14 protein-coding genes are annotated in these 15,440 nt (G+C 62.4%); 3 read left to right on the top strand and 11 right to left on the bottom strand.

Annotated features, from left to right (window positions below; genetic code table 11):
* The 5 genes from FJY68_07050 to smpB are packed head-to-tail and all read right to left on the bottom strand — an operon-like array spanning position 1 to position 4,518.
* Positions 1-1,044: an RluA family pseudouridine synthase gene (locus FJY68_07050; protein ID MBM3331596.1), complete on the bottom strand. Its 1,044-nt coding sequence runs from the start codon at positions 1,042-1,044 to the stop codon at positions 1-3.
* Positions 1,016-1,738 carry a ribonuclease PH gene (locus FJY68_07045; protein MBM3331595.1) on the bottom strand — a complete coding sequence of 241 codons (723 nt, stop codon included), beginning with the start codon at positions 1,736-1,738 and terminating at the stop codon, positions 1,016-1,018. The genes FJY68_07050 and FJY68_07045 overlap by 29 nt, the downstream gene beginning before the upstream one ends.
* Complete coding sequence (locus FJY68_07040; protein MBM3331594.1) at positions 1,735-2,637, bottom strand: glutamate racemase; 903 nt, start codon at positions 2,635-2,637, stop codon at positions 1,735-1,737. The genes FJY68_07045 and FJY68_07040 overlap by 4 nt, the downstream gene beginning before the upstream one ends.
* The gene (locus FJY68_07035) at positions 2,609-4,051 is read right to left on the bottom strand and encodes a hypothetical protein (GenBank protein ID MBM3331593.1); all 1,443 of its coding nucleotides are present in this window, start codon (positions 4,049-4,051) and stop codon (positions 2,609-2,611) included. Before FJY68_07035 ends, FJY68_07040 begins: the two co-directional genes overlap by 29 nt.
* Positions 4,048-4,518 (bottom strand): SsrA-binding protein SmpB, encoded by a 471-nt coding sequence (gene smpB / locus FJY68_07030; GenBank protein ID MBM3331592.1) that lies wholly within the window; start codon positions 4,516-4,518, stop codon positions 4,048-4,050. The genes FJY68_07035 and smpB overlap by 4 nt, the downstream gene beginning before the upstream one ends.
* On the opposite strand from smpB, the gene FJY68_07025 reads away from it, so the two are divergent.
* The 3 genes from FJY68_07025 to FJY68_07015 all read left to right on the top strand — a co-directional run bounded on the left by FJY68_07025 (position 4,487) and on the right by FJY68_07015 (position 8,460).
* Entirely contained in the window at positions 4,487-5,485 is a 999-nt protein-coding gene (locus tag FJY68_07025; protein MBM3331591.1) for a YitT family protein, read from the top strand. The two genes, smpB and FJY68_07025, sit on opposite strands and share 32 nt — an antisense overlap.
* A gap of 3 nt (positions 5,486-5,488) precedes the next feature.
* Complete coding sequence (locus FJY68_07020; protein MBM3331590.1) at positions 5,489-6,313, top strand: hypothetical protein; 825 nt, start codon at positions 5,489-5,491, stop codon at positions 6,311-6,313.
* A 206-nt stretch (positions 6,314-6,519) separates the two neighbouring features.
* Positions 6,520-8,460, top strand: a complete 1,941-nt coding sequence (locus tag FJY68_07015; GenBank protein MBM3331589.1) for a T9SS type A sorting domain-containing protein — start codon at positions 6,520-6,522, stop codon at positions 8,458-8,460.
* Positions 8,461-8,468: 8 nt separating this feature from the next.
* On the opposite strand, the gene FJY68_07010 is transcribed toward FJY68_07015, so the two are convergent.
* The 6 genes from FJY68_07010 to FJY68_06985 all read right to left on the bottom strand — a co-directional run bounded on the left by FJY68_07010 (position 8,469) and on the right by FJY68_06985 (position 15,371).
* Entirely contained in the window at positions 8,469-9,104 is a 636-nt protein-coding gene (locus FJY68_07010; GenBank protein ID MBM3331588.1) for a hypothetical protein, read from the bottom strand.
* 35 nt (positions 9,105-9,139) lie between these two features.
* Positions 9,140-9,463: a cupin domain-containing protein gene (locus FJY68_07005; GenBank protein MBM3331587.1), complete on the bottom strand. Its 324-nt coding sequence runs from the start codon at positions 9,461-9,463 to the stop codon at positions 9,140-9,142.
* A 22-nt stretch (positions 9,464-9,485) separates the two neighbouring features.
* Positions 9,486-10,265 (bottom strand): DNA alkylation repair protein, encoded by a 780-nt coding sequence (locus FJY68_07000; GenBank protein ID MBM3331586.1) that lies wholly within the window; start codon positions 10,263-10,265, stop codon positions 9,486-9,488.
* Positions 10,266-13,670 (bottom strand): hypothetical protein, encoded by a 3,405-nt coding sequence (locus tag FJY68_06995; protein MBM3331585.1) that lies wholly within the window; start codon positions 13,668-13,670, stop codon positions 10,266-10,268.
* On the bottom strand, positions 13,667-14,533 hold the full coding sequence (locus tag FJY68_06990; GenBank protein MBM3331584.1) for an SDR family oxidoreductase: 867 nt from the start codon (positions 14,531-14,533) through the stop codon (positions 13,667-13,669). Before FJY68_06990 ends, FJY68_06995 begins: the two co-directional genes overlap by 4 nt.
* Before the next feature lie 601 nt (positions 14,534-15,134).
* Positions 15,135-15,371, bottom strand: a complete 237-nt coding sequence (locus FJY68_06985; protein MBM3331583.1) for a TM2 domain-containing protein — start codon at positions 15,369-15,371, stop codon at positions 15,135-15,137.
* Positions 15,372-15,440: the final 69 nt, after the last annotated feature.

Below are 15,440 nucleotides of genomic sequence, written 5' to 3'. Positions count from 1 at the left end.
CTACTTGACCCTGGGTAGGCCTTCCAGGTACATGAGCAGCCGCTCCATGTCTTCCGGCAGTGAAGAGGAGAACTCGATGTACTTACGGGTACGGGGGTGGTTGAAACCGAGCCGGGCAGCGTGGAGGGCCTGGCGCTTCATTAGCGTCAGCATGTCCCGGTACCATGGCATGTGGTCACGTTCGGTAACGACCGCTGTGCTGCGGCCGCCGTACTCGGGGTCGCCCACGACCGGATGGCCGATGTGCTGCATATGGACGCGTATCTGGTGGGTCCGGCCGGTCTTGAGCCGGATCCTCAGGTAGGTGCAGACGTCGTAGCGCCGGAACACCTCGTAGTTCGTGACCGCGGTGCGGGCGGCGAAGGGAGTAACCGCCATCCGGGTGCGGTCGATTGCGTGCCGGCCGATGGGCGCGTCGACCGTTCCTTCGTCTGCCTCGAAATCTCCCCAGGCGAAGCATGCGTACTCCCGTACCACCGTCCTGTGTTCAATCTGGTATCCGAGACTCCGGAGCGCCTCGTCATTCTTGGCGAACATCAAGAGCCCGGTTGTGTGCTTGTCGAGCCGGTGCACCACGCCCGGACGGATGAGCGAGTCCTGGCGCAGGGGCAGGCTCTTACAATGGTAGAGCAGCGCGTTGACCAGGGTTCGGTCCCGGTTACCTCGCGCCGGGTGCACGACAATGCCGGCCGGCTTGTCCAGAATGAGAACATCTTCGTCCTCGTAGACGATGTTGAGGTCCATCTTCTGGGGTTCGAGCGTTATCTCGGGCTCGGGTTCGAACGACGCAGTGATCTCGTCGCCGGGCTTCACGCGGTAGCTCGGCTTGGACGGCCGGTCGTTGACGAGCACCTTACCGTTGTCGATGAGTTGTGCGGCCCGGGTCCGGGAAACTCCGAGACCGGACTGGATCAGGTACTGGTCCAGCCGCTTGCCCCAGAGCCGCTCAGACGCCGTACGCTGGAATCGCCTGGTCGCGCGGGGCGCACTCTCGTCGTCGGACTCGAGCAGGTCTTCAACCACCGGTTGTCTTGAGGCTGGCATGCTGCAGATGAATCAGCTCGCCTATTGCCCTGGCTGCGAGTCCGTACATACGGTTGAACTCGTCGAACCGGAACGGCACGTGCTCGGCGGTAGCCTGGACCTCGACAATCCGGCCGCTTTCGGTCATAACCAGATTCATGTCCGTGTCGGCGCGTGAATCCTCGGAATAGGCAAGGTCAAGCAGCACCTCGCCCTCGACGATACCGACACTGATGGCGGCAACGGGCTCGATAAGTGGATTGCGCCCCGGGCAGCCCCGCCCGCGCATGCTCTCAACCGCCTGCGCCAGTGCGCAGAAACCGCCGGTCAGCGCCAGCGTGCGCGTACCCCCATCCGCCTGTATGACATCGCAATCGACTATGACCTGCTGCTCACCCAGTGCCGAGAGGTCACAGACCGCACGCAGAGACCGCCCCAGGAAGCGCTTGATCTCCTGGCTGCGGCTCCGCGGCCGTTCGGTTTCGCGCGGCGTCCGCTGGTTCGTGGACCGCGGCAGCAGTCCGTACTCAGCGGTCACCCAGCCTTGACCGCTGCCAACCAGGAATGGAGGAACTCGCCGTTCGATTGAGGCCGCGCACAACACGCGGGTGTTTCCGGCCGTTGCCATGCACGATCCCTCGGCATACTTGAGACATCCGAGTTCCAGAGTGACCGGCCGCAGTTCGTCCGGCCTCCGCCCGTCGTCGCGCGTCATCGCTTCACCCTTGAGGTACGCCGAACGCGGCGAGGGACTGGAGGCCGGCTTCTTGAAACCCGGGCCTCGGGGACATCGCCGACCGATGCGCGTACGACGTCTCCCATCTGTTCGCCGAGGAATCGCTCGCCCACGGTCTGGAAACTGGGCGCCAGGTCAGACAGATAGAAGCGATGTCTGACCGCCCCACCCGAGTTAAGCAGCCGCTGCCCTGCCAGAAGCTCCTCGGCCGTCGCCGCCGTCTGCTCGGCTGAATCCACGAGCGCTACCCCCGGACCGAGGACGCGCCCGATGACCCGAGCCAGAAGCGGGAAGTGCGTGCAGCCCAACAGCAAGGTATCCACGCCCTCCTCGGCCAGCCCGGCGAGATAGCGCCGGGCCACTGCTTCCGCGATGTCGTTGTCCAACCAGCCCTCCTCGACCAGGGGCACGAACAGCGGAGTCGGCTTGGCAATGATCTCGACCTTCCTTCTCAGTCGTCGTATTGCCCGTTCATAGGCACCGGAAGCGATGGTGGCGCTCGTGCCGATGACGGCGATGCGGTTCGACTTCGTGGCCCGCACGGCCGCCCGCGCTCCGGGCTCAACTACGCCCAGCACCGGCACGGGCAAACGTCGCTCGAGTTCCGGCAGCGCCGACGACGAAGCCGAGTGACAGGCAACGATGACCAGCTTCACTCCTCGACTGAGCAGGAAGCCGGCGTCTTCGACCGCGAACCGCAGGATGGTGTCGGCCGATTTGGTGCCGTAGGGAGACCGCGCCGGGTCCCCGAAGTAGACAATACTCTCACCGGGCAGGCGACGGCGGAGCGCACGCACCACGGTCAGGCCGCCGATGCCGGAGTCGAAGACGCCGATTGGGGCGCCGGCGTCAGGATTTGGACGGGTTCGGTTTCTTATCTTTGCCTCCAGAGGTCGCTCCGCTTGGCTTCGGGTTGTAGAGCTTCGCGAACTCAGCAATGCCACGGCTGATGCCCTCGGCCAGCCGCTCGCGATGGTCGAACTGCCGCAGCAACTTCTCCTCGCTCTTGTTGCTCAAGAATCCGACTTCGACCAGCACGGCGGGCATGAAGTTGTTACGCAGTACGTAGAAGTTCGCCTGCCGCACGCCGCGATCCTTGATGCGTACGTAGGGAACCGCCTTCTCCTGGATTCGAGCGGCCAGCTCGGAGGATTCGACCAGGTACTCGTTCTGGGCCAGGTCGGCCAGAATCAGCCCAACGTCGCCGGCGGCGTTGAGCGCGTTGCTGGAATCACCGGTCTGGAAGGAAGCGTTCTCCCTTGCGGCCACCGCCCTTTCCCAATCGGTCTTGGCCTCGGAGAGGAAGTAGGTTTCCAACCCGCAGGCCGCGCGGTTCGGTGAGGAGTTCGCGTGTATGCTGACGAAAAGGTCTGCCCGGCGGCCGTTCCCGGTCTTGGCGCGGTCGGTGAGGGAGACGAGCTTGTCCGAATCCCGGGTCAGGATCACCTCGAAGCCCTGCTTCTCCAGTTTCTTCTTCAGTCGCCGGACGATGTCGATGACGACGATCTTCTCACGCGTGCCGCGCCGACCTACCGCGCCCGGGTCCTCCCCGCCATGACCCGGGTCAAGCACGATCCGCTTGATGATCCGCTCCGGCAGCGGCCACACGTGCAGTTGCACGCGGTCGGACTGGATGTTCAGTCGCTGTGCCGCCGGCTGCCTGAAACTGAGACTCAATGCCGTCCCGGTTCCGCTGTCGAGCGTCACTGACCTCAGGATTCCGGGCGGAGTCAGGGAGAGAATGGCAACCTGCGGTCCAAACTCGGGGGCTCGCCGTGCGCTGACTACCAACCGGTACTCAAGGCTCGACCTCGAATCCCCGAAGGCCGTCAACTTCTCACCCGGGCCGCACTTGCCCCGGAAAGTGAACACGACAGTATCGCCTTGGCGTGCCGTTTCCAGGCTCTGCAGTTCCGGCACTCGTGTGCTGGGAAACAGGTCGGCCAGCGTCACTACCGGCAGGTACAATCGGTCGCCGTCGATCAGCGGCGCGGCGGGTAGCTCGATGCGGCGGCCGTCACACACTGCATGGATGCTGTCGGCACGGAGGACGTACTCAGGTCCCGGCTTGGTCGAATCACCGGGCAGCAGCATCACGAACCGGTCGGCCACGTGCCAGAACCGGCCATTGAGAACCGCCGCCACCGCGGATAGCGGGACGCACTCCACCTTGCCCAGAGTACGGGTCTCGATGCGCGCGCCGGCAATGTCAACCGTGCGGGCATGCAGCAGCGCGACTGCGACGAGGACCAGCGCGCCCGCCACAAGTGCCGGGTGCCGCCTGCGCCTCACCGAACCCGCACTCTCTCCGGCCGTTCGTCCCAGTCCTCGGCCTTCTGTCGCAACTCCTCCCGCCGGTCGTACTGCTTTCGGCCCCGACAGAGGGCCAGTTCAACCTTGGCGACGCCACGGTCGTTGAAGTAGATGCTCAGAGGTATCAGCGTGTAGCCCCGCAGGGTCGTGCGGCCGAACAGCCGCTGTATCTCCTCCCGGTGCAGCAGCAGCCGGCGTCGCCGCTTCGGATCGCGGTTGAAGATGTTACCTTGCGCGTAGGGTGCGATCGTAACCCCGACCAGGAACGCCTGCCCCCCCTCGACTGCGGCGTAGCCTTCGTCGAGAGAGACGGTGCCTGCCCGAAGTGACTTCACCTCGGTTCCGAAGAGCTCGATCCCGGCCTCAAGCTTCTCGAATACCTCGTAGTTGCGGAGTGCCTTGCGGTTCGTAGCGATGGCCTTCACTATCCGATTATACGAAGACATGAAGCTATGGTCAACGCGACAACCGCGCACAGCCGACTCGCGGACGACAAAGCCGCTGCTGCCGTTCATCCGGGTTGACCCTATGCCTGACCCGGGCTACACTCTGCCGGTGAAGAGACGATTCCTCCGAGAGTTCGGGCAGGGAGTCTACATCGTAGTCGGCTCTGCCGTCGTCGCGCTGGCCTACAACCTGTTCCTGATCCCGCATCGCATCGTGCCGGGCGGCGCCGGCGGCGTCGCCATGATCCTCAACTACTTCTTTGCCACGCCGGTGGGACTGACGATTCTCGTAATCAACATCCCGCTTTTCGTAGTCGGCATCAGGACGCTTGGCCGCACCTACGGCGTCAAATCCATGGTCGGCGTCGCAGTCTCGTCCCTGATGATTGACGGGTTCACCTACATCTTTCACTTCGGCTCGGCGACCGACAACCAGATTCTGGCATGCATCTTCGGCGGCATACTCCTCGGTGCCGGGCTCGGCCTGGTCTTCCGTGGTGGCGGCTCGACCGGGGGTTCGGACATCGTCGGCCAGGTGCTGCATCGCTACACCAACTTCTCGACCGGCACCAGCATCCTGGTCGTTGACTTCGTAGTCATCACTGCCGCCGGCCTCTGCTTCGGCCAGTTCGAGTCGGCGCTCTACGGCTACCTGAACCTGTACCTGTCAACTCGATCCATCGATATAGTGCTTGAGGGTCTGAGCTACACTCGCGCCCTGTTTGTTATCTCGGATTCATCGGATGCCATCGCCCAGGCAATCACCACCAGGATGAACCGGGGTGCGACGGTGCTCAACGCAACCGGCGCATACAGCCAGGAACAGAAGAACATGGTCTTCTCGGTGATGGCCAAGCGCGAAGTCTCACGCGCTCGCGAGATAGTACGCGAAGTGGACCCTCGCGCCTTCGTCATCATCACCGACGTCTACGAAGTCCTCGGCGAGGGTTTCAGACCCCGCACCTGACCTATGCGCGTCGGCCTGCTGCAGTTCACTCCGGAACCGGGTGCTGTCAAGGCGAATGCCGACCGTATCGCGCGGGCGCTGTCCGGAGTCCGCGCCGACCTCATAGTCCTGCCCGAGCTGTGCACCACAGGATACCTCTTTGCATCGCGTTCGGACGTCGCCCGGCTCAGTGAACCAGTGCCGGACGGCCCGACCTGCAAGGCCATGGCCAGGCTCAGCCAGGACACGCACGCCGCCATAGTTTGGGGCATGCCTGAGACTGCTGGCTCCCTTATCTTCAACGCCGCAGTGATGGTCACGCCTCAAAGCCAGTTCCACTCCTACCACAAGGCCCACCTCTTTGTCGACGAGAAGAACCTGTTCGACCGGGGCGACTCACCCTTTCCGGTGTTCGATCTCCCGCCCGTCATTCGTCATTCGGAATTCGGACTTCGGACTTCCACGAAGGTGGGCATGCTCGTCTGTTTCGACCACTTCTTCCCCGAGGCTGCCCGCTCACTGGCCCTGCGCGGCGCTCAGATCATCTGCCACCCATCCAACCTCGTGCTCGAATACGCCCACACGAACTCAATCACAAGGGCAGTTGAAAACCGCGTCTTCTGGATACTCGCAAACCGAACCGGCTCAGAAACCCTCGGTGAGAAGACGCTGACCTTCAACGGCCGAAGCCAGATTGTCGCGCCGGACGGCAGACTGCTCGTCCGCGCTGGCCCGGACTCGGAAGAGCTTATCTTTGTCGACATCGACCCGCTAGAAGCCCTGGACAAGAAGGTCACGCCCCGCAACGACCTCTTCCTCGACCGGCGTACCGACCTGTACTCGCTCTAGACAGCGGTCGGGCTTGTTGGGTCTGCAAACCGCAACTCAGTTGACACCTGATGCCCGGGAGCTACAATCAAATGTTCGGAAACCCGGCATACGGCAGGTCGAGAGCGGCCCCGTCGGTGATCTCGCTTCTCTGAAGGAAAGTTGCTTGAGTTGCGGCAGGCTGCCGGCACGTGCAGGTTGAGGTTTGTCCTTCTGAAAGCAAGGCAATGGACAAGGAGACATTTGTGCGATTTGGAGTTTCGTACCTAGCGTTCACAGTTCTTAGCCTCTTCGCAGCCCTGTTTGCGTCGGTGCCGATGACGCTTCCCAGCGGTATCGAGAGGCTGTCCAACGGTAACACACTCATCACCGAGTCCGGCTCGATGTCGCAGCCGAATGCGAGAGTCATCGAGGTCGACAGCACCGGACGCCTGGTGTGGGCCTATGTCCGCTCCGACATCCAGTGGGCGCATACCGCCCGCCGCACTGCCGGCGGGAACACGCTCATCAGCGCCACGGACAGCAACCGCGTCCTCGAGGTAGATGCCCGGGGCGATGTGATCTGGGAGATGCGGTCGGGACTGGACTACCCGAACGAGGCCTTCCGGCTCGCCAACGGCAACACCCTCATCACCGTCCGTGACGCAGACCGAGTGATTGAGGTAGACTCGGCCCGCAACGTGGTGTGGAGCTACTCAGCCCTTGTAGGCCCGCACAACGGCAGCCGGTTGGCAAACGGCAACACCCTGATATGCAACTCGGAGATGGATCAAGTAATCGAAGTGGACTCGGCCGGCGCGATACGCTGGCAGTACGCGAATGGTCTGGACTGGGCCCGCTGCGCCGAACGCCTTCCTAACGGAAACACGTTGATAGCGGACAGCCGCCACAACCGGGTGATTGAGGTCGACTCGGCCGGAGCCACCGTGTGGACGTTCTCCTCCGGCATCTCCCTTCCGTACATGGCGACGCGCCTGCCGACCGGAACAACGCTCATCTCCGCCGGGGCACGGGTGGTCGAGGTCGACTCGTCAGGCGCCACTGTGTGGCAGTACCCGCCGGCGTCGTCCGCTGTCGTCGTCGAAACACTCTGGGTCACCAACCCGACCTCAGGCTGCAGCCTGTACGTACACATCCATAGGCCGGCGTACGCCGGACCCGACCGCAAGGTGCCCGCCGTCGTGCTGATCCCGAGAGAGAACGGCGCCGGTACCGTAATGGACCAGAACGGCCTGGCCGACCAGGCCGCGTCCGACGGCTTCGCGGTGCTTCACTTCGATGCTGACGGCCGGGGTCTGAGCAGCGGCGTCGAGGACTACAACGGCCACGTTCAGCAGGATGGCCTTCGGGCGTGTGTGCTCGAAGTCGCCTCCCGAGCATACGTCGACACAGCGAACCTCGGAATCTACACGCGCGGTTATGGCGTGGTCATGGCAACCGGCATGGCCGCCCGCCACAGTCAGCCCAGAGTCAAATTCCTGATGGACCTCGAGGGTCCGTCCGACCGGTACCAGACTTCCAGCGACTCAGGCGGACACGTGCCGGTTCCCGTCGACTCAGAGGCATTCTGGCTCGAGCGCGAGGCCGGAAACTTCATCCGCGACTTCCCGGGAGCCTACCTCCGCGTCCAGACCGAGACAGACTACACCGACCGCATACCTGACAACCACCACGCAATCGCACTTATTGACAGTGCCACTGCAGCCGCTCACGGTGGTTCCGGCGTCGCAGCCTGGACCCGCGTCAACGACTCAGTAGCCAACCCAGCAAACAGGACCTACACGGTGGCTGACCCGCCCACGTGGATTGCGGAGCAACAGGAACGGCACAACATCTGCAGGGAACTCCTCTACCTTCACGAACTCGCGGATGGCTACTTCCCCGGCGCGATTTCCACACGCACCTTGTCCCTCACCCCTTGCCCCTCACCCTTCTCCGTCTCCCCCAACCCCTGCCGCGGCTCGACGGTCCTGCACTGGTCCACTGGACAACCTGGCCGCTCCACCACGCTACGCATCTTCGATGCTTCTGGCCGCCTCCTTCATTCGACATCAGGAATCCGCACTTCGTCATTCGAACTCCGTACTTCGTCCTTTGCTGCCGGCGTCTACCTGCTGCGTCTCGACTCCGATGGCCGCTTTGCCACCGCCCGCCTGGTTGTGAACTAGAAGCTCAGCTAGAACCGCCAGCCGACTGACGCCAACCCGTGCAGCGACAGGTTTGGCACATCGGCACTACCGTTGACAATCGGAACGCGTGCCCACGCGCCGACCAACTTGCCCTCGACTCCAGCAGAGATGCGTTGCCCCAACTCCCACGACTTGCTGAGGCCGACCTGTGCCGCCGGCCCCGAGACATACCACCCCAGAATCCCGCCGGTCTCGGGGAATCGCAGCCCGCGGACTGTTGACTGCGGGTGAGCCAGCAGGATTCCGACACCGCCACGCAGACTCACAACTCCTGCATCACGGACCACGTTCACCAGAATCGGGTTGTAGCCGTGGGTAATCTCGAACGTGTCGACTTCAACCGGTCGATTGACGAGGTACAGCTTGTGATGGATGAGCTCCAACTCACAGGCCCATTGTCGGCGCGCGACTCCGACCTTCACATCATAGTAGGGCACCTCGAAGAACGGCCGGGTGGCGTGGTGCGCAGTCAGCCTCAGGTCGGGGTGGCCCGATTGTCTGATGACCAGTGGCAGCGGCACGTTGTATGCAAGCCCGGTCCCGACCGATGCGTAGAAACGGCAGTGACCTCCGGGCGCCGGAAGACTGCCGGGATCTCCGAATGGCAGATCTGCCCGGACCAAGAGAAGTAGGAGCAACGAACTCAGCACAACCATGGTCAGCTTCTTATCATCACCAGCAGCATCTTGTAGCGTTCGACCGCCTTGAGCGCGTGGGGTACGTTCGCCGGCATCACGACCATGTCTCCGGCCTTCGCCACGACCGGCTTGCCGCCGATGGTGATCTCAGCCCAACCATCCAGCAGATACACCAAAGCGTCGAACGGCGCCGTGTGCTCAGACAAGCCCTGACCGGCGTCGAACGCGAACACGGTCACGGTCCCGGTCGGCTTCTTCACGACCTCGCGGCTGACTACGGAGCCAGACTGATACTCGACCAGCCCGGCCAGACTCACAGCCCTTGCATCGAACTCACCTGTCATTGTCTCTCCTCTCGGTTCAGCCTCACTTGGCCATTGCCCGCTTCTTCCAGGCCGCCGGCATCTTCTCTATGGCATAGCGGAGCGCGGTGCGCGGCATCCGGTCCCTACGCTCGAGGACGAAGTCGAAAACCTCCTGCGGCCGTTTGTTGGCGATCTCCTTTAGCAACCAACCGTAGCCCTTCTGCACCATGTCGTCTTCGTCCAGAAGCAGGATGTCGGCGGTCGCGTATGCCTCGTGCAGGTATCTCTCCTGCTTGGCGGCGAGAATCAGCGCGACCGCGGATGCCCGACGCAGCCAACGGTTCTTCGACGAGGCCCATGCGCGCACGCATGGAAGGAACTGCTGGAACCTGAGCAGGAACTCGCCGACCGCCCCGCCGCAGAATGTATCACACGCCGCCCAGTTGGAGACGTAGAGCTTGAGCCACCGTTCGAGCACGGCGAAGTCGGAAGGCTCAAGCTTCTTGACCAACCTCCCCGCCCAACTGAACGCAATCCCATGCTCCTCGTACTTCGTGCCTTTGTGCAGCAGCTCGCATATCTCGAGTATCTCGCTCTTGGGCAGATGCTTGACCCTGTCGAAGTACTCCCTGTGAATCCTGCGCACCTCCGGAGTCCTCACGCCGTAGAAGTCAATCGGCTCCTTGAAGAACCGCTGGATTGACTCGCGGTACTTCGCATCCGCCGCCTTCTCAAACTCGCGCCTGATCTCCGCGACCAACTCCTTCGGTTTGACGGCCAGCCCTGTATCTTGACTTCTGCATTCTGCCTTCTGATTTCTGACTTCTGACTTCGGCCTCATCTACTTCCTCTCCAACTGCGCCAGCCTGTCTTTCAGCATCTGCTCGTTAGGATGCCTGGCCAGCGCCTCCTTGCAGGCCCGCAGGGCATCGGCCTTCATCCCGTTGGCTAGATACGCCTCAATAGCGGTATCCCAGATGTTCGGGTCATCGGACAGCTCGACCGCGCGCAGGGCGTGCTTCAAGGCGAGCTTCGGGCTACTGCCCCTCGATCCCTTGGGTGCGGTCGCGAGACTCCAGGCGATGCCGTTGAGCTTGCCGGCAAGCTCCTTCCTGGCCCGGTCGTAAGACGGGAAGTGCTTCAGGAACGCCTCGTAGCGTGCGATCTGGGCCGAATCCGGCAAATCGCGCAGCGAGTCGCTCAGGGTAGTCCACGCTTTGTACGCGTCGGCGTTGAACTTGATGTTGATGCTGTCGCGGTGCGTGTCGAACCATGCCTGCCACTTGGCCTGCACGTAGCGCTCCGAGTCCGGCAGGTCGAAGCCGGCATAGGTCGAGATGTAGTTCGGCACGTTCCGGTCGTAGTTGTAGAACGCGTCGATTGACGGGAACGACATTGACTTGATGAGCAGGTCAATGCCCTCAATCTGGTACAGAGCACAGAGTGCCTTGCCGCAGGCACGCAGGAGATAGAAGTCGGTGTAGCCTGCGAAAACTGGGGACAGTCCCTCGGAGCGCTCAGCGCGCGGTACAGTCCCCGTTTTCGCGGCCTCGGTCATGTCCCGCACGGCCTTGCGCAGCGGCTCAATTCCTGCGGGCTCGCCGATGTTCCCGATGGCGTCGGCTGCCGCGCATCGCACTGATGATGCCTTGTCGTTTTCCAGCACGTTCGCCAGCAGCGGCAGTACCTCGCCGCTCGGCCTGACCTTGCCAATCAGGCTGACAGCCATCCTGCGCACATCTTCGGATGTGTCGTTGCCCGCAAGCCGCCACGCCAACGGAAGCGCCTTGGCCGACTCAAGCCTGATGAGTGACCGCAGGGCGAACCTGCGCACTTGTGCGCTACTGTCCTTCTCTGCGACTTCAATCAGCGCACCCTCAGCGTTCGATATGTTCCACAACCCGATATCATCGGCCACGATCGTCCTGACCTCCGGGTCGTTTGATGACAGCAAAGATGGGACATTCAAACTAACCTTCCCACCGGTCGGTCCGCGTTGGATCCAGTGGTGAATGCACTCCATGTAATCCCGATTGCCTCCGCTTCTAAGCCGAAGCAGATGGAGTACCACGTCTCGTTTCTTCCAGTCTTCGGCGAGGATGCGACCCACGGCACCAAACCGTCCCAGATTCCCGCCCTCTAGCTCATACATGTAGGCTTCTTCTCTCTGAGGGGGCGCAAGCGTCATGCGGAATCCGGGGAACGGCGGCGAGACGTTCCCTATCACGTCCCCGCCCTTCCATTCCATATCCAGAAAGATGCCGTGGCCGAAGCTGTGAGTCTCGGAGTTGTTGGCTCGGTTGCGAACCTGATAGCCGTCGTTGCCGCCGAGGTCGAGGCAAATGGCATAGGGCCACGCGTTCGGGTCCGACTCCGGCCAGACCCCGCCGAAGCTGTGCCAGTCGTTCATCAGCACCGGCCCCTTCGGCTTCTCGCAGATGTACTTGTCATCGCCCTGGTAGTCGATGAACAGGGAGTAGGCGAACGGCTTGCAGGCTGTGCCGTAGGAAGACGTCGAAGACTTGTAGGTATCGTTCCCTTCGTAGTCAATCAGGAACCCCGGCGAGCGGTCGCTGCCCGACCCGCCGGCGCGAAATCCACCCTCGTACATGTCATCGCCTTTCCTATCTATCAGGATGGCATTAGTGACGTGAATGCCTGAACCCTGCCCGGTCCCGCAGTCGTAATGGTCGTTGCCTTCGTTGTCCACGAGCACGCCGAGGGACATGATGTAGCTGCCGCCCTGGCAATTCCAGCCCTTGCTCACATAGTCGTCGTTGCCCTTGTCATCGACGAGCATCCCGACGCCACCATACGCGACTAGCTTCTTCTCCCAAGGATAGGCGCGGAATGACAGAGCCCCACCCTGCCCGTAGCCCGCGAGACCACCCATCGCGTCCTTGGTCGAATCGCAGGCGAGGCGATACTTGTCGTTGCCTGCAAGGTCAGAGAGGATGCCAAGACCCAGCGTGGTGGCTGAGCCCTGCCCGTTCGAGGCGCAGTCGAACACGTCGTCGCCCGAATCGTCGAGCGTCATCCCGAGCCCGAACATTCCGGCCCCCTGGCAGAATGCGTGGGCGCTGAACGAGTCGTTGCCCGCTTTGTCCCAAAGCACACCGACTCCCATGATTCCCGCGCCCTGTGAGAAATGCTTGGCCTCGTACACATCATTGCCGGCAAGGTCAACGAGCATCCCAACGCCCATGAACCCAAATCCCTGCACATAGCTTGATGTCTGCGCGTCGTACCGGTCGTTGCCGGCAAGGTCCAGGCAAACGCTGACCGGCCGGTCAAACGATGTCGCCCCGGCGTTGTTTGAGTAGACGTCATCTCCACCCAGGTCCAGCTCCACAGCCGCGTCGGTGCGCAGCGTATCATTGCCGAACCCGGACACGACAATCGTACCGATGGGGCTGTCGAACGTGATGATCGTGTCGGCCTTGGCCCCGGGCCGCAACAGACCGGATGGGCCGAGGCGCTGAACATCTGCGACGTACGTGCGAACCGCGGTCGCGATTCCCCCAAAGCGCGTGACCGGCTCGTAGCACGGGAAACGTCGGGCCCGGGCAATGAAGCCCAGTTGATCTTCAGTGTTGCCGGTGAGGTCGGCCAGTCGTTTGCCGTCAGGAGCAAGATAGTAGCCCGGGTTCGCACGGAAGAAGGCGCTGTCCTTACCCGTCAGTCCGCGTTTGTCCCAACGAAGGCGACCGTCTGCCTTCTCCAGTGCATCGTACAAGGCAGCGAATGCCCGCAAGTGCTCCGGCGACAACCATGCGCCGAGGTGCTGCTCGACGAACACCCAAACGCTTGTGTCACTCGGAGAATGTGGCCGCCGCCAGAGATCGTCCCACGCGAGAATCCCAATCGCGGTTGGTGCCACGCCAGCAGGACCGGCCGATCGCTGCCCGTCCACAACCAGGCTGGAGATACTCTCAGCCCATTGCTTCATGAAGAGCGGCCGGCTCGCAACAAGGTCGATGACATCGAACCGGCAGCAGTAGCGGTAGCCGCCTTCCCAGCCGCGCGGGAGTTCGACGTTCCGCACATCCAAGCCGATGCGGGCGCCGGCGTAGTCGAGCGGATTCCCGATTGAGTCTACCGGTATTCGGTATTCGGACTTCGAGCTTCGCCCTTCCCCGATGGGAATCGGGGTTGGGTCCTGCTCAAACCAAGTCTCCGGGTCGTACTGCTTCACTCCGGCAACGGCTGGAACTGCCATCGCCAGTATCAACACCATTGCTCTCATGCGGCCTCCTTTCGCAGTCCGCAGAGTTTCTCACTCACGCGCCACAGCCGAGCGGCCAGCTCCGGGTCAGAAGCATCACCTGAGAGAGGCAATGAACGACGGTTCTGGAAGTACTGCCCGGTTGTGCCTGCGACCTCAGGCGCTGTGGCAAGCCAGACGAGAGTATCTGCGCCCTGCTCTGGCGTCTTCCCGCCAAAGAAGTCCGCCATCCTCTTGCTGAAGGCGTAGAACCAGCCCTCCTCCTGCCCGATGTTGGTCTTGGCCAGGCCCGGGGTCATGACGTTTGCCGTTGTGCCCTTGCCACTGAACCGGCGCCCGAGTTCCAAGGTAAAAAGCACGTTGGCCAGCTTCGAGTTCGCGTACGCCTTCATCGCCGAGAAACCGCGCCGGAGCTGTAGGTCCTCGAGGTCGAGTCGTGCCTGTTTGTAGATATTGGAGGACACTCCGACCGCACGCGAAGGTGCGGACGCAACCAGGAAATCGAGCAGTAGGTTGGTGAGCAGGAAGTGCCCAAGGTGATTGAGCGCAAAGGTGTATTCGAAGCCGTCGACCGACTCCCGACGACGGCTGGGCGATACGCCGGCGTTGTTGATGAGGACATCGAGCCGCGAGTACCGCTGCCGGAACTCCGCCGCCGCGACCCGAACCGCAGCGAGCGACGACAGGTCGGCAGCGATGAATCCAACATTCCGGTTTCCGGTGACCGCATGGATCTCGGCGGCGACCTGCGCGCACTTGTCCTGGCTACGGCTGAGCAGTACAACCCTAGCGCCCTGCTGCGCCAGAGCGTTGGCGGCAGCCCTACCGATGCCTGAGGTCGCGCCGGTTACGAGGCACACCTTGCCGGCCATTGCATCCATCATGTCCGTGATTCTAGAAGCCTGCCATCTCAAGTCAATCCACTCCTACCACGACTGACGCTTCGTCGGTCACCGCCCTGCGCGTTCGTCTAGCCGCGTGGCGCCCCTCGCTCCGCCGTGGCACACGACAGCCACGAGTGTCCGCGTGATACCAATAGGACTCACGCGAATCGGAGGGATGAAATGATGCTAAGGTGCTGGATACCTGGCGTTTAGGGTCTCCCTGCGAGTCGCCCTGGGGGTCGTTCCGGGAGCGGTGCGGAGGGTGGTTTGCGGTTTCATCCTCAATGCCATTCGGATCGCGACTCTCGGGCCGATTCTCGCTGCCACATGGATGGCCACTTGCTCACCGACTCTGCCCGTGACTCGCGCTGTCGTTCCGCAAGCAACCTCCGGCGTGTCCCTGGCTGCTATGTGCCTGGTGACTCTGGGCTCGACATACGGACCGATTCTCGCGGCGACTCTGGCTACGATCTGCAGGACGCTCCCCAAGGTGACCTACAGATTGACTTCCCGTGCTCCGACCCGGGTGCAGCCGCTCCGCGCCCAGGAACGTCTCGGCCGCTGCACAATGCAGCGGCCGAGCTGAATTGGAAGCTCCGAGCTAGGCCAGGACGTTTCCCTGTTTGTCCTTGAACTTGCCGATGGCGATCATGATGATGTCCACCAGCCAACCGATTCCGAACACGCCGCCGGTCAGCAGCCAGACGATACCGGTTCCGATCTTGCCCACGTAAAACCGGTGCACACCGAGACCACCGAGGAATATGCACAGGAGCAACGCAGTTATCTTGCTCTTGCTCGGCACACCCGTAGCCGGGGCAGCATTCGCATCAGCCATTCAGGCCTCCTCTTGGGCGGAAAACGTGCTTCACGGATTGACTCAATTATTCTCACACTGTCAGACAAG

The sequence above is a fragment of the candidate division WOR-3 bacterium genome, from assembly GCA_016867815.1.
Taxonomy (GTDB): Bacteria; Hydrothermota; Tepidihabitantia; order Tepidihabitantales; family Tepidihabitantaceae; genus UBA2258.
The sequence above is the reverse complement of the archived record's forward strand: the minus strand, read 5'-3'. Positions and strand labels throughout refer to the sequence as shown.